This window comes from Streptomyces sp. NPDC056161 (genome assembly GCF_042268025.1).
Classification (GTDB): Bacteria; Actinomycetota; Actinomycetes; order Streptomycetales; family Streptomycetaceae; genus Streptomyces.
In genome coordinates, this window is sequence record NZ_JBHJUV010000022.1 from 19296 (window position 1) to 41739 (window position 22444).

Annotated in this window: 16 protein-coding genes; 9 read left to right on the forward strand and 7 right to left on the reverse strand. The window is 72.6% G+C overall.

The window, feature by feature from the left end; translation table 11 throughout:
* Positions 1-34 precede the first annotated feature (34 nt).
* From ACFC09_RS21380 to ACFC09_RS21400, 5 genes are all read right to left on the reverse strand, one after another.
* Complete coding sequence (locus ACFC09_RS21380) at positions 35-1255, reverse strand: SGNH/GDSL hydrolase family protein (protein WP_376530595.1); 1221 nt, start codon at positions 1253-1255, stop codon at positions 35-37.
* Positions 1256-1658: 403 nt separating this feature from the next.
* Entirely contained in the window at positions 1659-4076 is a 2418-nt protein-coding gene (locus ACFC09_RS21385) for a glycoside hydrolase N-terminal domain-containing protein (protein ID WP_376530597.1), read from the reverse strand.
* Between the two features lie 181 nt (positions 4077-4257).
* Entirely contained in the window at positions 4258-6135 is a 1878-nt protein-coding gene (locus tag ACFC09_RS21390; RefSeq protein WP_376530599.1) for a carbohydrate-binding protein, read from the reverse strand.
* Between the two features lie 152 nt (positions 6136-6287).
* The gene (locus tag ACFC09_RS21395) at positions 6288-6491 is read right to left on the reverse strand and encodes a hypothetical protein (protein WP_376530602.1); all 204 of its coding nucleotides are present in this window, start codon (positions 6489-6491) and stop codon (positions 6288-6290) included.
* Positions 6488-7675, reverse strand: coding sequence for an ROK family protein (locus ACFC09_RS21400; protein WP_376530604.1), 1188 nt, complete (start codon positions 7673-7675; stop codon positions 6488-6490). The genes ACFC09_RS21395 and ACFC09_RS21400 overlap by 4 nt, the downstream gene beginning before the upstream one ends.
* A 182-nt stretch (positions 7676-7857) precedes the next feature.
* Here ACFC09_RS21400 and ACFC09_RS21405 point away from each other — a divergent pair, with 182 nt between their 5' ends.
* Entirely contained in the window at positions 7858-10029 is a 2172-nt protein-coding gene (locus tag ACFC09_RS21405) for an alpha-galactosidase (protein ID WP_376530606.1), read from the forward strand.
* 143 nt (positions 10030-10172) lie between these two features.
* The gene (locus tag ACFC09_RS21410) at positions 10173-10769 is read left to right on the forward strand and encodes an HD domain-containing protein (RefSeq protein ID WP_376530608.1); all 597 of its coding nucleotides are present in this window, start codon (positions 10173-10175) and stop codon (positions 10767-10769) included.
* Positions 10770-10785: 16 nt separating this feature from the next.
* Here the strand turns inward: ACFC09_RS21410 and ACFC09_RS21415 are convergent, their stop codons facing one another.
* Entirely contained in the window at positions 10786-12300 is a 1515-nt protein-coding gene (locus ACFC09_RS21415; RefSeq protein WP_376530610.1) for a M81 family metallopeptidase, read from the reverse strand.
* Positions 12301-12511: 211 nt separating this feature from the next.
* Positions 12512-13705 carry an ROK family protein gene (locus ACFC09_RS21420; protein WP_376530612.1) on the reverse strand — a complete coding sequence of 398 codons (1194 nt, stop codon included), beginning with the start codon at positions 13703-13705 and terminating at the stop codon, positions 12512-12514.
* 181 nt (positions 13706-13886) lie between these two features.
* Between ACFC09_RS21420 and ACFC09_RS21425 the strand changes: the two genes are divergently transcribed.
* The 7 genes from ACFC09_RS21425 (at position 13887) to ACFC09_RS21455 (ending at position 22443) form a co-directional block, all read left to right on the forward strand.
* Positions 13887-15668 (forward strand): peptide ABC transporter substrate-binding protein, encoded by a 1782-nt coding sequence (locus ACFC09_RS21425; protein WP_376530615.1) that lies wholly within the window; start codon positions 13887-13889, stop codon positions 15666-15668.
* Positions 15669-16628, forward strand: a complete 960-nt coding sequence (locus ACFC09_RS21430; protein ID WP_376530617.1) for an ABC transporter permease — start codon at positions 15669-15671, stop codon at positions 16626-16628.
* Complete coding sequence (locus ACFC09_RS21435; protein ID WP_376530619.1) at positions 16625-17503, forward strand: ABC transporter permease; 879 nt, start codon at positions 16625-16627, stop codon at positions 17501-17503. The genes ACFC09_RS21430 and ACFC09_RS21435 overlap by 4 nt, the downstream gene beginning before the upstream one ends.
* Complete coding sequence (locus ACFC09_RS21440) at positions 17500-19221, forward strand: dipeptide ABC transporter ATP-binding protein (RefSeq protein WP_376530621.1); 1722 nt, start codon at positions 17500-17502, stop codon at positions 19219-19221. The genes ACFC09_RS21435 and ACFC09_RS21440 overlap by 4 nt, the downstream gene beginning before the upstream one ends.
* Complete coding sequence (locus tag ACFC09_RS21445; RefSeq protein ID WP_376530624.1) at positions 19218-20147, forward strand: ROK family protein; 930 nt, start codon at positions 19218-19220, stop codon at positions 20145-20147. Before ACFC09_RS21440 ends, ACFC09_RS21445 begins: the two co-directional genes overlap by 4 nt.
* A gap of 548 nt (positions 20148-20695) precedes the next feature.
* The gene (locus ACFC09_RS21450) at positions 20696-21676 is read left to right on the forward strand and encodes a hypothetical protein (protein ID WP_376530626.1); all 981 of its coding nucleotides are present in this window, start codon (positions 20696-20698) and stop codon (positions 21674-21676) included.
* A gap of 56 nt (positions 21677-21732) precedes the next feature.
* Positions 21733-22443 carry an alpha/beta hydrolase gene (locus tag ACFC09_RS21455; protein WP_376530629.1) on the forward strand — a complete coding sequence of 237 codons (711 nt, stop codon included), beginning with the start codon at positions 21733-21735 and terminating at the stop codon, positions 22441-22443.
* The last annotated feature ends 1 nt before the right edge of the window (position 22444 follow it).

Consider the following 22444-nt stretch of genomic DNA (forward strand, 5'->3'; position numbering starts at 1 on the left):
GCGCCACCTCCCGACGGGCCGGCGCCTGCCTGTGTCAGGTACGCAGGAGCCGCAGGTCGATGGCGTCGGCCATCGCCTTCATGCCCGCGTCATTGGGGTGGATGTGATCACCCGAGTCGTAGGCCGGGTTCAGCGCGGTCGGGTGCGCGGGATCGCGCATGGTCTTGTCGAAGTCGATGACGCCGTCGAAGGCGCCGCTGGTGCGGATCCACCGGTTGACGCTCTGCCGGATCGCCTCGGCGGCGGGCGTGTGGTAGCCGTTGCCCTCGTCGGGCATCAGGGTCGCGCCGATGACGTCGACGTCGGCCGCGTGCGCCTCGTCGATCAGGGTGCGGTAGCCGTCGATGAGGTCCTCGGCCGTCAGCGCCCCGCCGCCCGGGCCTGCGTTGTTGCCGATGTCGTTGATGCCTTCGAAGAGGATCACGTCCCGCACGCCCGGCCGGCCGAGGGCGTCGTGCCGGAAGCGCTTGAGGGCGCTGACCCCCTGCCACAGGTTGGGGACGTCGGTGAGGACCCGGTTGCCGCCGATGCCGGCGTCGACGACGCTCAGCCTCTGCGGGCCGGCCTGGTCCTCCAGCCGGCGTCCGAGGAAGTCGGGCCACCGGGTGTAGGTGCCCGTGGAGGAGTGGTAGCCGTCGGTGATGGAGTCACCGAAGGCGACGACGGTGCCCTTCGCAGTCGGTGACACGACGTCGAGACCGGCCAGGTAGTACCACGAGGTCGTGGTGGTCCCGAACGCGTCGGCGGTGTCGTCGCCGGTGTGGTTGCCCGAGGCGATGTACGTCGTGTCGAACGCGTCGGAGTGCCAGGTCGACATGCCCGTGGTGCCGGGCACGTAGAGGCTGACGAGCAGGTTCTCGCCGGCGCTGACCGAGATCGGGACGATGTCGCTGACCGCCTCTTCGCCCGGCGGGACCGTGACGTGCCGGGAACCGCCGAAGGTGACGTTCCGGAAGGTGCCGCGCACCGCCGACCCGCCGCTCGCCTGGACGGCCACGTCCACGGCGGTGGCGTCGAGCGGGGTGGCGCTGTACCGGTTGGACAAGGTGATCCGGGCGCCGGAACCCGCGACGCTGCTGTGCACCACCATCCGGACGGTCTGGTCACTGAAGGAGGGACCGCCGGTGGTCATGCTCGGTGACCAGGCGCTGACCCGGGTGCCCTTGCCGTTCGGCGCAGGGGTCGCGGCGGTCGCCACGTGCGCGGTGCTCAGGGGGACGACCGTGAGGGCCATGGCGGTCAGCGCGCCGGCCACGGCCGGCAGGGACCTGTGGCGGGACCGGAGACCCGCTGGCGTTCTTTCCTTGTCGGGGGACATCGTCGATCTCCACTCTTCTCGTCGTCCGCGGCGGGCTGGGCTCGTCGGCTCTGGCTGAGGTGCGATGGAGGCAGTTGGGGCGGCATCACGGATCCCGTCGGCCCGGTGCGGTGGCGCCGCCGGCCGCGGGCAGCGGGCCGATCCCTCCGGGCGGGGACTTCGCCCCGGTCCGGCCCCGGGCGGGGCGGGACCGCTGACATGTCGTACGGGGCGGGCACCGGGGCGGCTCGTGTGCCGCCGCGGTGCCGGTCAGAGGGCCCTGACCGGCGCGAACGGCGCCGTCGCGCCGCCGCCCCTCCTGACCGGCCGAACCGGCCGGTCAGGAGGGGTGCCGTCCACATCAGCCCAGGTTGCGCAGGGTGACGGACTGTCCGGGCTTGAGGCTGATCTTCCGTGTGGAGCCGCCCGCGACGACGGTCGTGTCACGGCCGCCGACGCTCCTCAGCGTCGCCCGGGTGACCTTGCCGTTCTTCCAGCTGAGGTCGGCGACGAAGCCGCCGCGGACACCCACGCCGGACACCGAGCCCGCTGCCGCCCACGCGGCGGGCAGCGCGGGCAGCAACTCGACGTGCCCCGGCCGCGAGTAGAGCAGCATCTCGACCACCGCGGAGGGGGTGCCGAAGTTGGCGTCGATCTGGAAGATGCCGCGGCCCTCCCCCATGTCCATGATGTCGAAGAGGTTCGGCGCGGTGCCGTTGCTGCCGCCCGCCGACGGCTTCAGGTTGTTGATGACGAGCTGGTAGGCGTTCTCCGCGTTCTTCAGCCGTGACCAGCACAGGCTGCGCCAGGCGTTGGACCAGCCGTAGCTGTTCATGCCCCGGGCGGTCAGCAGGGCCGTCGTGCCGGCGAGGATGTCCTTCGGCGTGGAGTCGTCCGGGCGGATCCGGTCACCGGGGAAGAGGCCGACGAGCGGGGAGAGGTGGCGGTGGGTGGTCTCACCGAGGTTGTCCGGCGACATCCACTCCTCCAGCCAGCCGGTCTTGGGGCTGACCACCGGCAGGTACAGGCGCCGGCGCAGGGCGTCGACGGTCGCGCCGTGGGAGGTGTCCTTGCCGAGCACCTGCGTGGCGGTGCGGTAGTTGCTGAAGAGGTTCCACACCAGTTCCTGGGCGTAGGTGATGCCCTTGGCGTCGAGCGGACCCTGCTCGGGCGACCAGTCGCTGTCGGCGATGAGGACCTCGCGGGAGGCGCCGGACGCGTCGGTGACGGTCGTGGTGACGAGGCGCGCCTGCCAGAACTCCACGGCGCCCTTGACCAGGGGGTAGATCTTTTCGAGGTACGCGGTGTCCTGCGTGTACTCGTAGTGCTCGAACAGGCTCTGGCAGATCCACGCGTTGCCGGCCGGGTGCCACCACCAGCCGCCTCCGCCGTAGGGGTTGGTGGAGATGGCGACGGTCCAGCCGGCGATCTCGCCGCTGGAGTTGCGGTACCGGTTGGTGGGGCTGTTGAACAGCCGCTGGGTGACCTCCGTCCAGCAGGGCAGTTGCGCGACGCAGTAGTCCGCGAAGGCGTCGAAGCAGTCGGACAGGCCGGCCCGGTCGGCCATCCAGTAGTTCATCTGGATGTTGATGTCGGTGTGGTAGTCGCCCATCCAGTCCGGGTCGTTGCCGTCCAGCCACGGTCCCTGGAGGCCCATCGGCAGGCTGCCCCGCGACCCGGAGATCATCAGGTAGCGGCCGTACTGGAGGTAGGCGGCCTCCAGTTCCGGGTCGGGGACGTCGTCCCGGTAGCGCGCCTGGATCCGGCCCCAGGTGTCCAGCTTGCGCTGGGCGGCGGACGAGGTGCCCAGGTCGATGTCCAGCTGCTCGAACACCGGGCGGAAGTCGGCGACATGTGTGTACAGCAGGGTCGTCGCGGAGTGCCGTGCCGCGTCCAGGACCTTGGTGCGCGCCAGGCTCTCGGGCTCCACGGACGGGTTGCGGAACCCGGCGGCCGCGTCGGGCGCGTAGTCGGTGCCGCCGCCGACCACGACGGTGAGGTCCTTGCAGCGGCTGAAGGTGATCGACGTACCGTTGACGGCGACCGTACCGCTGCTGCTGTAGGCGGTGACGGCCGCGCCGTACTTCAGCCCGTTGGCGAAGGAGGCGCCGAACGAGGCGTGGTGCCCGGCACCGTCGGCGGTGGTGGATTCGCCGTGGGTGCCGGCGAGGGAGACGGTACCGGTGTAGGTGCCGCCGCCGCGCTGGGAGAAGTACAGGACGATGACGTCGTCGGGGCGGCTGGCGAAGATCTGCCGCTGGTAGGTGACGCCGGACAGGTCGTACGAGGCGCTGACGAGGCCCTGGGCCAGGTCGAGGGTGCGCCGGTAGTTGTCGACGGTGCCCAGGTCGTGCCCCGGTATGTCGACGGTGAGTTCGGCGAGCAGGGTCAGGGAGCCGAAGTCCGCGCGGCCGTAGGGGAACTGGCCGTCGCTCTGCAGGGTGTCGTTCAGACCGCCGGTCCACAGGGTGGCGTCGGTGATCGTCAGCAGTTCGCCGGCGGGGTCGTTGCTGACGAGGGCTCCGAGGCGCCCGTTCCCGACCGGCAGACCCTGCTGGATCATCGAGTCGGGGGAGCCGGGGGCCTGCCACCACAACTGGTTCTTCGCGGCGGCGGCCGCGGGCAGCAGGGGCGAGGAGGTGGGGCGGAGGGGGGCCGCGGAAGCGGTGAAGGCGGGCAGACCGGCGAGGGCGGCGGTCACACCCGCGGTGGCGGCGAGGGTGAGGAAGCCTCTGCGGCTCGGGTGATCGTCGCGCGATTCGGTGTGCTGGATGTCCACGTTGTGCACTCCATGTCCGGGGAACGGCGCTGCGGGAACGACGGGAACGGGCCGTCGGGTGTGGTGCGGGGCGCATCCGGCGGCCGTGGGCACGCCGGGATGCTGCGGGACCGTGCGGGGGCGGGGGACGGTACCGGGGTGCGGGGCCCGGTCGTGTCGCCACCGGGCCCCGCGGGAGGGGTCAGACGGACTTGGGTACGTCGATCCTGTCGATGTCGGGTGCGTAGTCGCCACCGCTGTCGAAGGTGATCGTGTTGGAACCCGCTTTCAGCGCCAGTTGGACGCTGACGGTCTCGGCCGTGCCCCAGTCGCCGGTGGACGGGAACTTCAGGCTGGTGCCGTGGCCGCTGTTGGAGTAGACGGTCACCGAGCGCGGGTCACCGCTGACGTAGGCGACGTTGACGGTGTAGATGCCGGCCTTCTTCACCGTGACGTCGTTGAACTGCAGCTTGCTGTCGAGGTAGAGGTTGCCGACCTTCTTGCCGCCGGAGCAGGAGTCGCAGCCGGCGACGGAGGCGTTGCCGGTCAGGGTGTTGGCCGGGGACTCGGCCTCGTAGCCGGTGGTCGCCGGGCGGGCGCCACCGGGTGTGACGGTGAACAGCCGTGAGCCGTGGGCGGGCAGCGTCGCGGTGATCTCGTTCTTGTACCGTCCGAGGTTCTGGTGGCTCCACAGGTCGCGCACGGACGCCGCGCCGGTGAATCCGAAGGAAGCCCAGTCGGCCGTGACGGAGGCCGGCGAGTTGCCGAGGTTGAAGAGGGCCACGGTGTAGCTGCCGTCGGAGTTCCTGGTCCCCCAGACCTGCTGGTCGCCCATCGGGGTGACGGGACGCGCGACGGGCGAGTCGTTCTGGTCGACGGCGATGACCTCCTCGTTGGTCAGCAGCGAGAGGCCGTAGCTGTCCAGCTCGGTGAGGTCGTCACCGGTGTACAGCGGCGACTTGTTGATGGCCCACAGGGTCATGTAGCTCTGCCGCTCTGCCTTGGTGAGGCCGTCCATCTCCCCGTTGCCGACGTCGAGCGCGTCCAGGTCGTTCCAGCCCCCCGGGCCCGCCTTGCGGCTCCACGCCGGGGCGTCGTTCCACCGGTCGTTGACCGAGTTCTCCCAGGTGACGAGGGTGTTGCAGTAGCACTCGACATCGGTGTCGATGCGCCATCCGTTGGAGTACTTCTTCCAGTCGGCGGCGTGCGCGATGTCGAGCGACCAGGAGATTTCGAGGTGGATGGGGCGCTTGGTGTCGGCGATGGCCTGGTGCCAGGCGGCGACGTCCGCGACGTTGTTGTAGTTGTCACCGGACTTGAAGGAGCCCGGCCCGACCCCGTCCAGCTTCAGGAAGTCGTAACCCCAGTCCGCCAGCATCTGCGCCTGCGAGTCGATGTACTTCTGCGCGCAGGGATTGCCGAAGTCCAGCTTGTAGGCGCTGTCCCAGCCGTTGGTGGTGCGCAGGTCCGGGTAGACGATGTCGGCGGTGGTGCAGCCGGGGGCGTTCCAGATCGGCAGCTTGCCGTCGCCGTATCCCCCCTTCTCCAGACCGACGGGCAGGTAGATACCGGCCTTGAGGCCCTTGGCGTGGATGTGGTCGGCGACCGCCTTCATGCCGCGGGGGAAGCGGACCGGATCGGGTGTCTGGCGGCCGTACTGGTCGTACCCGGGTGTCCAGTTGTTGTCCATCCACCAGCCGGCGTCGATGTTGACGTGGTCGTACCCGTACTTCTTCAGCGTGGTGGCGAGGGCGTCGGTCTGCTTCAGGACGTTCGCCTCGGTGAGGTAGCTGTAGTTGCCGTCCGGATTCAGGCCGGGATAGCTGGAGGTCTGCATGCTCCAACTGGACCAGCCCATGTAGGGCTTGGCGGCGAGGCCGGCGGAGGCGTCCGCCGAGGTGGCCGCCGAGGTGACGGCCGCGGTCGTGGGCCGGGCCGGGGCGGCGGTGGCCTGGGTGGCGGCGACCGGGACCGCCGCGGCGAGTCCGGCCGTCACCGCCAGGACCAGCGTGGCTCTGAGGGTACGGCGCGGGGAGCCGGCGAGGGCTCCGCGCAGGGCTCTGAACGAGGATGACCGCATGGGTCGGGCCTCCCTGGAGGTGGGTGAGCGGGATCGCGCGGTGGTACCCGGTGGGGGACGGGCGGTGTTCCGGGCAGAGGCCGGCGGTGGTCCGGCCGGGACGCCGGGCGTGGCTGTCGGGTGACCGACCGCCGGGGCGCCGCGGCGGCGGCTCAGCCCTTGCCCGAGCCGGGGGTGAGTCCGCTGCTGGGCTTCCGTCGCGGCGTGCGGCGTGCCGGCGGTGCGGGGATCGCGGTCGCGGGAGCGGGTGCCGCGGTGAGGTCGGGGCGGGTGCGGGGGGCGGGCCGGGGACCGGTCGGCGCGGAGGTGGCCGGGGGTCCCTGTGGTGGTCCGAGGCTGCGGCTCGGCGGCGTCATCGCTCCTCCTCGTACGTGTCTGATCCGATGAAGGACTGGATCGCGGTGGCCGCTGCCCCGCGCGCCCACTCGGCGAAGGGCAGGGGGCGGGTCATCACGTCGCAGTGCGAGGCGGTGCCGAAGGCCGACGCGGCGAACGCGTCCCGGATGCCGTCGGCGAAGAGGTCGTAGGCGGCCAGTCCCTCCCCGGAGATGATCACTCGCTCGGGACCGAGGAGGTTCACCAGGGAGCCGATGGCCTTGCCGATCGCCTCACCGGCCCGTGCGTAGACCTCGCGGACACCGGGGTCGCCGCCGCGCGCCAGGTCCAGTGCCTCGGCCGCGGACGTCACCTGCTTGTCGGTGGCCTCGCGCACCCCGCGGAGCAGTGCGGGGTCCGCGGCGATCGCCTCCACGCACCCCCGGTTTCCGCAGTGGCAGAGCGGGCCGAGCGGGTCGAGGGACAGGTGCCCGATCTCGCCGGCCACGCCGTGCGCGCCCGACACGACCCGTCCGTGCACCACCAGGCCACAGCCGATGCCGGCGCCGACGGTCACCAGGGCGAAGTCCGACAGCCCGACTCCGGCCCCGAACCAGTGCTCGGCGACGGTGAGCGCCCGCACGTCGTTGTCGACCGTGACCGGCAGCCCGGTCGCGGTCTGGACGATGTCGGCGAGCGGTACGTCCCGCCATTCCAGGAAGGGCGAGTAGCGGACCACACCGGCCGCGCGGTCCACGTCGCCGGAGATCGCGATGCCCAGCCCCCGCACCGGCACCCCGAATCCGTCGGCCTCCGTGAGGAGTTCCTGCACCAGGGCGGTGACGGCAGGAAGCACCGCCTCCGGCTCGCGGTCCGTGAGCCGTACGTGCCGGGGGATGCGGATCCGGCAGCACAAATCGGCCAGTACGGCGATGATCTCGTCGCCCGTCACCTTGATCCCGATGAACAGGGCCCTCCCCGCGTCCACCCAGACCAGGCTGGCCGGACGTCCCACAGCGGGCCGCGCCCCCTCGTGCGCGCCCTCGACCAGATAGCCGAGTTCCATCAGCGGACGGACCGCCTTGGTGATGGCGGCCGCGGAGAGCCCGGTCCGCCGCGCCGTCTCGGCCCGGGTGAGCGGGCCGTGCGAGAGCAAGGTGGTGAAGACCAGGGAAGCGGCCGGCGTCATCGCCGGGACCGCCTCGGAGGAGGGGGTCGAGCGCATGGCCGGAAACCTAGGTTGGTTCTTTTTCACTGTCAATAAAAAAAGCCAAGTCCTTTCGAAGACGGCGACTTGCCCATGCTCCTCCTGGAAAACGCAGAAGCAGCCTGGGCGTTGACACTTGATCAAAGGCACGGTTGGCTGCGGACTGCTCCTTGTGTGGCACTCTCCGAACGTGAGGACCCATGTCTGAGATCTCCTTCGACCCGGCCTCCGGTGTCTGGCTGCTCTCCACCGTGCGCACGTCGTACGCGCTGCGGATCGATGACACGGGAGCGCCCTGCCACCTCGCCTGGGGACCTCGGCTGCCCCTCGCGGCGACCGGCGGGCTGGTCCCTCCCCCGACCGGGGAGATCAGCAGCTTCGAGGGCCGCTCCCCGGCCGGCGAGGAGTTGCCGGTGGACGGCGGGGCCCGGTACGGAGCGCCGTCCCTGCGGGTGCGGTTCGCCGACGGCACCCGGGCCTTCGAGTGGGCGCCGCTCGGCCACTCGGTCGGCGAACCGGCGCCCGGCACGAGCGAACTCACCCTGGAGTTCCGCGACCGCCACTACCCCCTGGCGGTCACCCTCCACTACCGGGTCCACGACGACAGCGACGTCATCGAGCGGTGGACCGTGCTGCGCAACACCGGACGGGAGCCGATCGCCGTGCTGCGCGCCGACTCCGCCGCCTGGACGCTGCCGCCGCGCGACGACTACCGGTTCAGCCATGTCACCGGCCAGTGGTCGGCGGAGAGTCTGCTGCACCGGGAGCGGGTTCCGCACGGCGAGACCGTGCTCACCAGTCGGCGCGGCATCACCAGCCACCACGCGAACCCGTGGCTGATGCTGGACGCCGGCGACGCCACCGAGGACCGGGGCGAGGTGTGGAGCGCGGCCCTGGCCTGGAGCGGCAGCTGGCACCTCGTCGTGCAGCGCACGACCGACGGGCGTACGTGCTGCACCGGCGGCGCGGGGCAGGACGGGACGGAGCTGCCGCTCGGCCCCGGCCAGGAGTACGCGACCCCGCGGTTCGCGGCCCTGTACACCGACGGCGGTTTCGGCGCGGCGAGCCGTTCCTGGCACGCGTACGTCCTGGCCCATGTGCTGCCGCACCCGCACGAGACGCGCCCCGTGCTGTTCAACTCCTGGGAGGCCACCGGCTTCGACGTCGACGAGGCCGGCCAGAAGGCGCTCGCGGCCCGAGCGGCGGAGCTGGGGGTGGAACTCTACGTCGTCGACGACGGCTGGTACCGGGGCCGCCGTGACGACACCGCCGGACTCGGCGACTGGACGCCCGACCCCGAGCGGTTCCCCGGTGGTCTGGGCCCGCTGGCCGCGGAGGTCCACCGGCTCGGGATGCGGTTCGGCCTGTGGGTGGAGCCCGAGATGACCAACCCGGACAGCGACCTGTACCGCGCGCACCCCGACTGGGTGCTGCACTTCCCGCACCGCACCCGCACCGAACTGCGCAACCAGCTCGTGCTCAACTTCGCGCGTGACGACGTCGCCGAGTGGGCGTACGGCTGGCTGACCCGGCTGGTCGCGGACCACGGGATCGACTTCCTGAAGTGGGACATGAACCGCGCCTTCAGCGAGGCCGGCTGGCCTGCCGTTCAGGACGGCCACGACCTGCTGTGGACGCGGTACGTCCACAACCTCTACGGCGTCATCGACCGGCTGCGCGCGGACCACCCCGGGCTGCGGATCGAGACGTGCAGCGGTGGCGGCGGCCGTGTCGACCTCGGCATCCTCTCCCGTACGGACCAGGCGTGGCCGTCCGACAACACCGACGGGGCGGACCGGGTCTCCATCCAGCACGGCTTCGGCCAGCTCTACCCGGCGCGGGTGATGGCGGCCTGGGTGACGGACGTGCCCAACCAGCTCACCCACCGCTCGGTGCCGCTGCGTTACCGCTTCCACGTCGCGATGGCGGGGGTGCTGGCCGTGGGGGGCGACCTCACCCGGTGGACGCCCGGGGAACTCGCCGAGGGCGCGGCGCTGGTGGCGCAGTACAAGAAGGTCCGTCACATCGTGCAGCACGGCGTCCAGTACCGGCTGCGCGGTCCTGTCGACGACGGGCCGACCGCCGTGCAGTACGTCACCCGGGACCGCCGGGAGGTGTTCGTGCTGGTGTGGCAGCGGGGTCCCCGTCACGGCACGCCGCGGCCCGTCCTCAGGCCGGCCGGCCTGGATCCGGCCGCCCGCTACCGGGACACGGCGACCGGCGCCGTGCATCACGCGGCCGTACTGACCGGGTACGGATTCACCCCCGACCTGCCGGCCGGCGACTGGTCCAGCACGTCCGTGCACCTGGTCAGGGTGGACGACACGGTGGACGAGATGCCGGACGACGGCGTCGGCGCACCGATGTCGTGACGCACCCGCCCGGACCGCGGCCCGGTGGACCGCGTGACCAGGCCGGGCGACCAGGCCGGCTGACGCACCGGCCACCGCGGACCGCCGCCGTGCCGACGATCCGCGTACACCCGCCGTTGGGCCGGATGCGGCAGCCTGGCCGCATGAACCTGAATCGGACCCAGTCCGTCGAGTCCGTGGACGGGCTCATGTCCTTGCTGGCCGACTGCGAGGACGCCTGGGACACCCCGGACCGCACCGGCGACCCGGTGGACATCCTCAGCCACGGCCTCCAGGTCGCCGCCGTCCTCGCCGAGCGGTACCCGGACGACGAGGAACTCCAGATCGCCGGGCTCGTCCACGACCTCGGGCACCGCCTGTGCCCCGGTGACGAGGCCGGCCACGGCGAGCACGGGGCCGCGGCCGTCGCCGGTCTGCTGGGGCGGCGGGTGGCCCGCCTCGTCGCCCTGCACATCCCCGCCAAGCGCTATCTCGCGGCCACCGACCCCGGCCTCGCGCTCTCGCCGGAGAGCGCCCGCACCCTCGGCTGCCAGGGCGGAGCCATGACGCCCGAGGAGGCGGCCGACTTCGAGGCCGACCCGGACTTCGGCGCGGCGGTGGCGCTCCGCCGTGCCGACGACGCGGGCAAGGTCGTCGGCCTGCGCGTGCCGGGCCTGGACCGCTGGCGGCCGGTGGTGGGCGCGGTGGCCGCCGCGAGTGCGGCCCGAACGCGTCGCACGGCGCGCTCCGCTCGTCCCTGACCGGGCGGGCGGGGCGTCACGCCTCCTGGGCCGCGTCGGCGGGCGGGATCAGACGGGCCGTGAGGTCGGGGTCGGGCATGGCCGGGTCGAAGGGGTACATCGGGCGGTGGATCCGGCGGTGGCCGAGCCGGGTGAGGTCCTGGTCGACGCCGCCCGGGGTGAGGGCCATCTTCCAGTCGGCGGCCATGGCGTACAGCTCCGGTTCCAGATAGCCGATCTTGACGATGACGACGGCCGCCTCCCGCGGCGCCAGCCGCAGCCGGGTGAAGTCGTGTTCGTGGTGGTACGGCTTGCGCAGCCGGGTGAGGATCACGAGAACGCTGCCCACGCGCAGCACGACCTCCGTCTCCGCGTCCCGGTCGCCGTGCCGCACCGCGTGGACCACGCCCGTCAGGGTCAGCGGCCCGGCGTGCCGGTCGTCCACCTCGGCGCCCGCGGTCACCGTGACGGTCGCGCCGACCCCGGCCCGCGCCGCCGTCTCGACCGCCGCGGGTCCCGGCAGGGACGCGTAGATGACGACCGGCCCGGACGGATCCGTGAACTCCGGCCGGGCCAGTACCTGCTCCAGTCCCCAGGTGACGTCCCCGGCGCCGCCCGCCGTCGGATTGTCCCCGGTGTCGCTGATGAAGTAGGGGCGCGCGGTGGCCGCCAGCGCCGTGTCCAGGCAGGCGTCGAGGGTGCCGGTCGGCGCGACGAACGCGAAGTCGCGCCGGGCCGCCCAGAAGCCGCGGGCCAGCCGCTCCGCGCCGTCCGCGACCGCCCGCGGATCCGGTCCGGTGACGACCACGGCGGCCCGGTTGCGCGGCTCGTCCGCCCAGGCGTACCCCACCCACAGCGCGGCGTCGACGACACCGGGCAGCGCGGCCACCTCCTCGACCGCCGCGTACACGCTCCGCGCCGGTTCGACCCGGGTGGAGGTCTGCTCCCCGGCGAGCAGCACCGGCACCGGCACCCATGCCTTGACCGGGCGGGGCGCCCCGCTCACCAGCAGGTCGACGAGGTTGCGCGCCGCGCGCTCCTTCGTCTCCATGGCGTCCTCGTGCGGGGCGGTGCGGTAGCAGGTGATCAGGTCGCTGCGGTGCACCAGGTCGCGCGAGACGTTGCCGTGCAGGTCCATCGACGTCGACACGAGCACGTCCGGGCCCACCACCTCACGGACGCGGGCGAGCAGCACCGCCTCGGCGTCGTCCAGGCCGGCCACGGTCATCGCGCCGTGGATGTCGAACCAGAGGCCGTCGACCGGCCCCAACTCCCCCAATATTGCGAGCAGTTCGGCCGAGAGTTCGGCGAACGCGGCGGCCGTGACGGTACCGCCCGGCAGCGCCTTGCCGACCAGCGCACCACGCCAGTCGGCGGCCTCCCGCAGCGGCTCGCCGGGCGCGAGGAAGGGATAGCGGTCCAGTACGTCGGCACCGCGCTGCGGGTGGAAGGCGGGGGCCTCGGTCACGGCCGGGGAGAACGTGGACGACTCGATGCCGAGACCGGCCACGGCGATCACGGGACGGGCGACTGCGGTACGGGGCTGGGACATGGCTCCTCATACGGTCGTCGGAACGGGAGGGAAGCGGCAGAGAAACAGGAGGGAGACGGGAGGGAGAGGCACGGGACCGACTGGGACACGGGACCAACCGGGACACCCAGCAGGACCGGCGGGAACACGGGAACACGGGAACACGGGGGTGCGGGAACACAGGGGTACAGGAACCCGGGGATGCAGGAACGCAGCAGCACGTGGACGGGGGTCACGGCGGGGCGCCGGTCGCCGTGCGCAGGGCGTGCGCCAGCGCCCGTTGCAGGGCGAACTGGCCCGCGCCGACCAGACCCGCGTCGGCGCCGAGGCTGGCCCGTTCGATGGCCAGGTGCTTCGTGACCAGCGGGTGGCAGCCCTCGTAGAGCTGGCTGCGCACGGCGGCGACGAACGGTTCCAGGGTCGAGAGGATGCCGCCGAGGTAGACCGCGTCCGGGTTGAAGAAGTTCACGTTGGCGGCCAGTACCTGCCCGAGGTAGCGGCCGGCCTGCCGGACCGCGCGGGTCGCCTCGGGGTCGGCGTCCAGGGCGCGGCCCACCACGTCCTCGGTGGAGGTCACCTCCTGGCCCCGCCCGCGCAGGATCCGGACCAGCGCCGCGCCCGAGGCGACCGTCTCCAGACAGCCGGTGTTGCCGCAGGAGCAGGGGATGTCGTGGGCGGCCTCCACCCGGACGTGGGTGATCTCGCCCGCGGCGCCGGTGGCGCCCCGGTAGAGCCGCCCGTCCGCGATGACGCCCGTGCCGATCGCCGTGCCGGTCTTGACCATGATCGACTGCTGGCGTCCGGGGGGCTGGACGGTGTGTTCGCCGACGGCCATGCAGTTGGCGTCGTTCTCGATCACGGCCGGCGTGCCGAACCTGTCCTCCAGCCAGGCGCGCACGGGGAAGCGGTTCCAGCCCGGCATCCGGGACGGCAGCGTGACCACTCCGGAAGTGACGTCGACCGGGCCGGGCATCGAGAGGCCGACGCCCCTCAACCGGTCGCGCCCGTGCTGCTCGGTGAGCGCCTCCAGGACGGCGGCGAGGCCGGGCAGCGCGGCTTCGGGACCGTCGGCGGTCGCGAACGGCACCGTCGAGACATCGGTGAGGCCACCACCGGGCAGGACGACGCCCACCCGTGCGTGCCGGCCCCCGAGTTCGGCCGCCACCGCGAATCCGTCGCTCCCGCCGATCCGCAGCACCTTGCGCGGCCGGCCGCCGGCGGAGGACACCGTGCCCTCCTCGGCGACCAGACCGTGGGCCATCAGCTGGCCCACCGTCAGCGACACCGTCGACGGCGCGGCGCCGAGCAGTTCGGCCAGTTCCGTGCGGGTCGCCGCCCGTCCGGAGGCGAGGAGTTCGAGGACGCGTTCGGAGAGCAGGGAGAAGCCGGCGGTGTGCTTCCGCCGCGGAGCACTTTTTTCGGTCATGGAGGACGTTACTTCCGACTTCGGCGATCGAGGTGCCGAGCCTAAGCCCCACGACGCCACAGAAGGCTTTTTCCAGAACAGCAGTAACCGGCTTTTTACAGCAGCACGCCTGTTTCTGCGGGCAGTTGGGTCGTTGACTGTCCTCGCCCCGCCCCTGCCCGACCTTTTTCCAAGGAGAGCCATGTCCCCCAGGGGAATCATGATCGCCGCGTTCGCGGGCACGCTGCTGCTCGCGGGCTGCTCCGGGACGAGCGGCACGTCGTCCGCGTCCCACGACTCCATCGACTACGCGCTGCCCGCGAACTTCACCCCGAACTGGATCCTGCCGATCGGCACCGCCGCCCACCTCAACACCAACAACGCCTCCATCTCGCACACCCTCTGGGAACCGCTCGTCGCCTACGACGGCTCGACCGGCCGGGTCGCCTGGAACAAGGCCGGATCCCTCGCGACGGCCGCGGACTTCGCCGCCGACGGCAAGAGCGTCGACATCACCCTCGGTGACCGGCACTGGAGCGACGGCGAGCCCGTCACCTCCCGGGACGTCGAGTTCTGGTTCAACCTCGTCAAGGCGGACAAGGCGCAGTGGGCGGGCTACAGTCCCGGCAAGGCGCCCGACAACTGGACGTCCTTCAAGACCGTCGACGACCGCCACTTCACCATCGCCTTCGACCGCGCCTACAACTCCCAGTGGATGCTGGCCAATCAGCTGACCCTGGTCATGCCGCTGCCGCAGCACGCCTGGGACCGCACCGCCGCCTCCGCGCGGGTCTCCGACGCCGACCGCACGCGTGCCGGCGCCCGCCAGGTGTGGACCTACCTCAACGACGCGGCGAAGAACATCGCCGGTTACGAGAAGGACCCCCTCTGGAAGACCATCAGCGGCCCGTACGGCGTCACCTCGTTCTCCACCGCCGGCAAGGTGGTCCTCACCGCCAACAAGAAGTACGACGGCGGCGAGCGGGCCGCCATACCGACGGTGAACCTGCTGCCCTTCACCACCGCGGACGCCGAGAAGAACGCGCTGCGTTCGGGCGGCGTCGACTACGGCTACATCGAGGCGACCGACCTCGACCAGAAGGACCAGTTCACCGCCCGGGGCTACACCGTGAAGCCGTGGACGGGCTGGGCGATCACCTACATGCCGTACAACTTCAACAACCCGGCCATGGGCGCCGTGTTCAAGCAGCTCTACGCCCGTCAGGCGGTCCAGCGCTCCATCGACCAGACCAGCCTCGCGAAGGTCATCTTCAACGGCACCGCCGTACCGGGGTACGGCCCCGTCCCGCAGGGACAGGCGTCGTCGTTCCTGTCGCCGGAGCAGAAGGACAACCCGTACCCGTTCTCGACCTCCGCCGCCCGGGAACTGCTGACCGGCCACGGCTGGAGCGAGCGGGACGGCGTGATGACGTGCACGTCTCCCGGCACCGGTGCCGGCCGGTGCGGCGCCGGGGTCGCCCAGGGCACCAGGTTCGAGATGCAGGTGCTGTCGCAGTCCGGCTCCACCGTCACCGACAACATGATGAGCGCGATCCAGTCCTCCCTGGCGCGGACCGGGATCAAGTTCTCGATCAAGACCGCGCCCGTCAACTCCGTGCTGGCGCAGACCCCGCAGTGCACCCCCGAACAGGCCGCCTGCAAGTGGCAACTGTCCTTCTTCGGCACGGCGGGCAGCTGGTACTTCCCCGCCTTCCCGACCGGCGACACCCTCTTCCAGAGCAAGGGCGGCTCCAACTTCGGCACCTACTCCGACCCCGAGACGGACCGGCTCGTCGCCGCCTCCACCACCACCGGTTCGGACCAGGCCGTCCTGGACTACAGCGCCGCCCTCGCCAAGGACCTCCCGGTGATCTGGCTCCCGGAGCCCGTCTACCAGATCTCCGTCATCAGGAACGGACTCGGCGGCTTCGCCCAGGACTCGCTCGCCAACTTCCATCCGGCGCAGTGGAAGTGGACCAGCTGAGTGGACACCGTTCTCTACCTCGCCCGGCGGCTGCTGCAAGCCCTGGCCGTGATCCTGATCGTCACCGTCGTGGTGTTCTGCCTGCTGCACGCCCTGCCCGGCGGCCCCGCGCGCGGCATCCTCGGCCCCCAGGCCACCGCCCAGCAGATCGCCGCGTTCAACCACGAACAGGGCCTCGACCGGCCGCTGCCCGTCCAGTACCTCACCTATCTGGGCACGCTGCTCCACGGCGACCTCGGCACCTCGTACACCCTCAACGAGGCGGTGTCCCGGCTGATCGCCGAACGGCTGCCCAAGACCCTCGTGCTCACCGTCCTGTCGGCGCTCCTCGGCCTGCTGCTCGCGATCCCGCTCGGCATGTGGCAGGCGGCACGGCACAACAAGGCCGTCGACCACACCGTCACCGCGGTGAGTTTCGTCGCCTACTCGACGCCGGTGTACGTCCTCGGTCTCGTCCTGGTGCTGGTCTTCACCCAGACGCTGCGCTGGTTCCCCTCCCAGGCCCCCCAGGGGGAGACCCTGGCCCAGGTGTTCGCCGACCCGGCCGCGCTCGTGCTGCCCGTCGTCACCGGGGCCGCCTCCATGGTCGCCGTGTTCAGCCGGTACATGCGGGCCGCCACCCTGGACAACCTCGCCGAGGACTACGTGCGCACCGCCCGCGCCGGCGGCGCCCGGACCCGCGCGATCCTGTGGCGGCACGTGTTCCGCAACTCCCTGACCCCGGTGGTCGCCATGCTCGGCTACTACGTACCGGTGCTGTTCGGCGGCGCACTCGTCGTCGAGCAACTCTTCAACTACCCGGGGATGGGACTGCTGTTCTGGAACGCCGCGCAGTCCTCCGACTATCCGGTGCTGCTCGGCAGCGTCCTCGTCATCTCCGTCGCGACCGTCGTCGGCACCCTGCTGGCCGACGTCGTCCAGCGCATCATCGATCCGCGAGTGGAGGCGGGCCGGACATGAGCACCTTGGTACGCACCCCCTCCCCGGACGCGGCCACCGGCCGCCGCCGCCCGCGGGGCCGGTTCGCCCGCAACCGGACCGCGGTCGCCGGGCTCGTCGTCCTCGTCCTCTTCCTGCTGTTCTGCTTCGTGGGCCCGCTGCTCCACCCGACGGACCAGACCCACACGGACCTCGCCCAGGTCAACCTCGCCCCGAGCGGCGCGCACTGGCTGGGCACGGACGCCGTCGGCCATGACGAACTCGGCCGGCTCATGTACGGCGGCCGGACCTCGCTGCTGGTCGGCCTCGCGGCCGGGATCCTCGCGACCGTCGTCGGCACCCTGTGGGGCGCCGTGGCCGGGTACGCGGGCGGCTGGCTCGACGCGGTGATGATGCGGGTGGTCGACGCGGGCATCGCCGTACCCGCACTGTTCGTGCTGCTGGTCGTCTCCGCCATCACCACACCGGGCACCCTCGGGCTGATCCTCGTCCTCGGTCTGGTGTCCTGGCTGGTGCCGTCCCGGCTGGTGCGCGCGGAGACACTCACCCTGAAGAACCGGGACCACGTCCTGACCCTGCGGGCGATCGGCGGCACCCACGGCCGGGCCGTCGTCCGGCACATCCTGCCGGGCTCGGTGTCGACGATCGTGGTCGCCGCGACGTTCCAGATCGCCGACGCGATCCTGCTCGTCGCCTACGTGTCGTATCTCGGCCTCGGCGTCCAGCCGCCGTCGACGGACTGGGGCGGCATGCTGTCCGCCGGCCTGACGGCCGCTTACTCCGGGCGCTGGTGGCTGATCGTGCCGCCGGGCCTCGCGATCATCCTCGCCGTGTGCGCGTTCAACGCGATCGGCGACGGGCTGCGGGACGCCTTCGACGTGAAGGGACGCGGATGAACACGCTGGAGATGACCGACCTGTCGGTGACCTTCGCCACCGACGCCGGCGATGTGACCGCCGTACGCGACGTGTCCTTGCGGGTCCGGCCCGGGGAGACGCTGGCGCTGGTGGGCGAGTCCGGGTCCGGCAAGTCGACGGTGGCGCTGGCCGCGCTGGGACTGCTGCCCGGCACCGCCCGGACGTCGGGCCGGATCTCGGTCGACGGGACCCCGGTCGTCGGCGCCGCCGAGGCGGAACTGGCCCGGCTGCGCGGCCGTACCGCCTCCATGGTCTTCCAGGAGCCCGCCACGGCCCTGGACCCGCTCACCCGGGTCGGCCGGCAGATCGCGGAGGTCATCCGCAACCACCGCGCCTGTAACGCGCGGGAGGCCGCGGCCGAGGCCGTCGCGCTGCTGCGCCGCGTCGGCATCCCGGAGCCGGAACGACGGGCGTCCGCCTTCCCCTTCCAGTTGTCGGGCGGCCAGCGGCAGCGGGTGGTCATCGCCATGGCCATCGCCAACTCGCCCCGCCTGCTCGTCGCCGACGAGCCCACCACGGCCCTCGACGTCACCGTGCAGGCCGACATCCTCGACCTGCTGCGCGGGCTGGCGGCCGACTCCGCCACCGGAGTGCTGCTGGTCACCCACAACATGGGCGTCGTCGCCGACTTCGCCGACCGGGTCGCCGTCATGCTGCGCGGCGAGATCGTGGAGACCGGCCCGGTGACCGAGGTGCTGCTGCGGCCCGCCCACGAGTACACCCGGCGGCTGCTGGGTGCGGTGCCGCGGCTCGCGGTGGCCGGTGCGGAAGGCGCGGGGCGGCCGGGTGCGACCGCGGTGGTCGCCCGAGGGGCCGCGGCCGACCGGGCGCGGTCCGCCGGCGAGCCGGAGGGCGACACGCCGGTGGTCCGGCTCCAGGACGTCCACGTGCGGTTCGGCCGCGGACGGCGTGCCGTCACCGCCCTGCACGAGGTGTCCCTGACGGTCCACCCGGGCGAGACCGTGGGGCTGGTCGGCGAGTCGGGGTCCGGCAAGTCGACCGCCGCCAGGGTGGCGCTCGGCCTGGTACGGCCGGACGCCGGCTCGGTCTCCCTCTTCGGCACCGACCTGCGCCGGACCCACGGCCGCGCCCGCCGCGCCCTGCTGGCCGGCGTGGGCGTCGTGCTCCAGGACCCCGTGGCCTCCCTGGACGCGCGGATGAGCGTCGCCGAGTGCGTGGCCGAGCCGCTGCGCGTGCACCGGCGCGGCATGACGGCGGCCCAGCGCCGCGCCCGGGTCGCCGAGGCACTGGAACTCGTACGGCTCCCGAAGGAGTTGGCGGCGCGGGGTCCGCGCGAGCTGTCCGGCGGACAGCGCCAGCGGGTCAGCCTGGCCCGGGCCCTGGTGCTCGAACCGCGGCTGCTCGTGGCGGACGAGCCGACCAGCGCGCTCGACGTGAGCGTGCAACGCACCGTGCTCGACGTGATCGCTGCCTTGCAGCAGGAGCTGGGTTTCGCCTGCCTGTTCGTCTCCCACGACCTGGCCGTCGTGCAGCGCCACGCCCAGCGGGTGGTCGTCCTGCGCGCCGGACGCATCGAGGAACAGGGCCCGACCGCGACCACCCTGGTGCGCCCGGAGACCGACTACACCCGGCGGCTGATCGCCGCGGTGCCGGTACCCGATCCGGTGCTCCAGCGGCGGCGCCGCGCGGAGCGCGGGGCCCTCAGGACCGCCGGCGAACGGGAGGCGACCGCGTGACGCACGGACCGGAGGCGGTGGCCGGAATCGACATCGGCGGCACCACCACACAGGTGATCCTGTGCGCACCGGATCTGGACGTCGTCGACCGGGCGGAGGTGGCGACCCCGGCGGCCGAGGGCGGGGCCGCCATGGTCGGCGCCGCCCTGGACGCGCTGCGCCGGCTGCTGCGCCGCACCCCCGCCCGGCTGCTCGGCGTCGGGGTGGGCGCGGCGGGCGTGGTGGACTCACAGGCGGGACGCGTGCTGGTGGCGAGCGATTCGTTCACGGGCTGGGCCGGATTCCCGGTGACGTCGACCGTCGAACGCGCCCTGGGTGTACCGGCGTTCCTGGACAACGACGTCAACGCGTTCCTGCGCGGCGAGGTGACCGGGGGTGCCGTCGCGGGCGAGACCCATGTGCTCGGTATGACGCTCGGCACCGGCGTCGGCGGTGCGCTGTGGCTGGACGGCGCACTGTACGCCGGGCCGCGCGGCGCGGCCGGCGAGATCGGCCATGTGCCCGGTTTCGGCGACCTGCCGTGCACCTGCGGGGGCCAGGGCCACCTGGAGACCCTGGCGTCGGGCCGCTCGCTCGCCGCCCGCTACGCCGAGCGCACCGGCCGCGCGGCCACCGCCCGGGAGATCGCCGGCGCGGCACGGCGCGGCGACCCGCACGCACATGCGGTGTACGAGGCGGCGGGCGCCGGTGTGGCCCGCGCGATCCTGCTCGTTGCGGGCCTGCTGGACATCGACACCTTTGTGCTCGGCGGCGGCGTCAGCGGGGCCTGGCCCCTGCTCGAACCCGTGCTCCGCAAGACCCTGGCCGCCGAACCTCCCGTCACCGGCCGCCCGGTGCGCGCTCTGCCGTCCCGGCTGGGCGGGGACGCGGTGGCCCTGGGCGCGGCGGCACTGGCCCGTACCCGGCTGACCGCCGCCGCCCGTTGACCGGGGCGTGCGGACCGCCGCCCGACCGGCGCCGGCCCGAACGGGCCGACCCGCGTCCGGACCGGGTACCGCCAGGTCCGGCTCGGCGGCCTCGCGCTGAGCCTGTGCACGGGCGGCGCGATCGGCGGTGTGCTGACCTGCCACGTGGAGGACGCCCGCGGGCCCGGGTCCCGCCCACGTCCGCAACCCGGAGAAACCGACCCGAGTCGGGTCCAAGACCCCGCAGTCCCTGCGCTGATCCCGCGCTGATCCTGCGCTGACCGGCCACGCGAACACGCGGTCGGCGATCGACCGCGGCGCTATCGTTCCAGGGTCGCAACGACCCGGCTCGCGCCTCGTGTCGGCCTCGCGCCGCACCGGGCGGCGCCCGTCCGTCTGGAGGAAGCACATGGCCGACGAGCCCGAGGCGGCATCCGGGCACAGCGGCGACTCGGCGCGTGTGTGCGGCCGTCCGGTCGGCGCAGGGTCCCCGTGGCGGCCGGCGCGAGCGGTGGACGCCACCGTGGGCGCACGCGGTGGCCGGCTGCCGTGCGGGGGGCGGTGCTGAGATGGGCGGCCTGCTGTCCGAGATCGGAAGGAAGCTGGCCGAACGGTGGTTCTCGCTGCTGGTCCTGCCGGGCGCCCTCTACCTGGCGGTGCTGGCCACGGCGCACGCGCTCGGCCATACGCACCCCTTCGATCCCGCTCGCCTCGCCGACCGGATCGGTGCCTGGGCCCGTACCCCGGTCGTCGGTGACGCCGGTGGACAGGCCGTCGTACTGGCCGCCGTGCTGGCGGGCGCCGCCGCCGCGGGACTGGCCGCCCAGGCGATCGGGGCCCTCGCGGAACGGCTGTGGCTCGCCGCCGACTGGCGTGCCTGGCCCCTCCCGCTGCGCCGGGCGGCCGAGTGGCGGGTCAGGCGCAGGCGGGACCGCTGGGAGACGGCCGCACGCCACTACGACCGGCAGCGTGAGGAAGCGGCCCGCGCCCTGGCCCTGGGCCGGCGGTCCGATCCGGCGGACCGCCATGCCGCCCATCGCGGCATGGCCTCGGTCTCCGTCGAACGTCCGGACCGGCCCACCTGGTGCGGTGACCGCGTCCAGGCGGTCGCCGTCCGGCTGGACCGGCAGTACCGCCTCGATCTCGCCGCCGTCTGGCCCCACCTGTGGCTGGTCCTGCCCGACGCACCCCGTACGGAGATCACCGCCGCCCGCGAGGCCCTCACCCGGGCCACCGCCCTGGCCGCGTGGTCGCTGCTCTATCTGCCCGTGGCGGTGCTCTGGTGGCCGGCCGCGCTGATCAGCGTGGCCCTCGTCGTCAGCGCCCGGTCGCGGACCCGGGCGGCGACCGAGACCTACGCCACGCTCCTGGAGGCCGCCGTCCGCCTGCACGGCACCGACCTCGCCGACCAGTTGGGGATCGACCGCACCGGACCGCTGACCAAGGAACTCGGCACGGAGCTGGCCCGGCACCTGCGTACCGACCCGCCGGCCTTGTCCGTCCGAACTCCGCGCCGGTTAGGGGAAGTTGCCGGTGTCCGGGAGCCATGACCGGCTCCGGCGGGGCGCCTTGTGTTTCCGACGGCCCTTCGGCAGACTCCGGGGGCATGGCACGGGCAGAACACTCAGCGGCGGCGGACGACTCAGCCGGCCAGGACCGGATCCTTCTCCTCGGGTTCTCCCCCGACGGACGGATGATCGTCGCGCGGAACGATCCGGACCAGGCGCGCTGTGTCGTCGTCCTGATCCCCGGTGTCGGCGCGACGGCGCCCGACTCGCTGCTGCTGCGTGCCGAGTCCTTCTACCGGCAGATCGCGTCGGCACCGGACGACGACACGGTGTCGGTCATCACCTGGGCCGACTACCTGGCGCCCCGGCTGCCCGACGAGGCCCGTGATCCGGCACCGGCCGCGGGCGCCGCGGCCCGGCTGGCCGGGTTCGTCGCCGGACTCCGGGTGACGTCACGGTTCCAGGACCCGGGCAACCGGGCGCGGATCACGGTCGTCGGGCACGGTTACGGCGGCCTGGTCGTGGGGTTCGCGGCCCGGGACGTACCCCTGGACGTCGATGCGACGGTATTTCTCGGCAGTGCGTCCGCGGGCACGGACACGGCGGGCGGGCTGCGGGGCGCCGGTCAGGTGTATGCCACGTCCCCCGACGTCAACGGCGACGGCACCCCCTACGGGGTGCACGGTCCACGGCCGGACTCCGCGGACTTCGGCGCGCGGGTGCTCCAGCCCGGCCCGCTGTCGTACGGCAACGATCCGGCCGTACGGTATCTGTCCTCGATCCGGCGGATCGTCCTCGGGACGGACTGAT

Coding starts and splice junctions, on each gene's coding strand:
- ACFC09_RS21390 (WP_376530599.1), bottom strand. CDS start 6,135: ATGCGGTCATCCTCGTTCAGAGCCCTGCGCGGAGCCCTCGCCGGCTCC.
- ACFC09_RS21395 (WP_376530602.1), bottom strand. CDS start 6,491: ATGACGCCGCCGAGCCGCAGCCTCGGACCACCACAGGGACCCCCGGCC.
- ACFC09_RS21400 (WP_376530604.1), bottom strand. CDS start 7,675: ATGCGCTCGACCCCCTCCTCCGAGGCGGTCCCGGCGATGACGCCGGCC.
- ACFC09_RS21405 (WP_376530606.1), top strand. CDS start 7,858: ATGTCTGAGATCTCCTTCGACCCGGCCTCCGGTGTCTGGCTGCTCTCC.
- ACFC09_RS21410 (WP_376530608.1), top strand. CDS start 10,173: ATGAACCTGAATCGGACCCAGTCCGTCGAGTCCGTGGACGGGCTCATG.
- ACFC09_RS21415 (WP_376530610.1), bottom strand. CDS start 12,300: ATGTCCCAGCCCCGTACCGCAGTCGCCCGTCCCGTGATCGCCGTGGCC.
- ACFC09_RS21420 (WP_376530612.1), bottom strand. CDS start 13,705: ATGACCGAAAAAAGTGCTCCGCGGCGGAAGCACACCGCCGGCTTCTCC.
- ACFC09_RS21425 (WP_376530615.1), top strand. CDS start 13,887: ATGTCCCCCAGGGGAATCATGATCGCCGCGTTCGCGGGCACGCTGCTG.
- ACFC09_RS21435 (WP_376530619.1), top strand. CDS start 16,625: ATGAGCACCTTGGTACGCACCCCCTCCCCGGACGCGGCCACCGGCCGC.
- ACFC09_RS21440 (WP_376530621.1), top strand. CDS start 17,500: ATGAACACGCTGGAGATGACCGACCTGTCGGTGACCTTCGCCACCGAC.
- ACFC09_RS21450 (WP_376530626.1), top strand. CDS start 20,696: ATGGGCGGCCTGCTGTCCGAGATCGGAAGGAAGCTGGCCGAACGGTGG.
- ACFC09_RS21455 (WP_376530629.1), top strand. CDS start 21,733: ATGGCACGGGCAGAACACTCAGCGGCGGCGGACGACTCAGCCGGCCAG.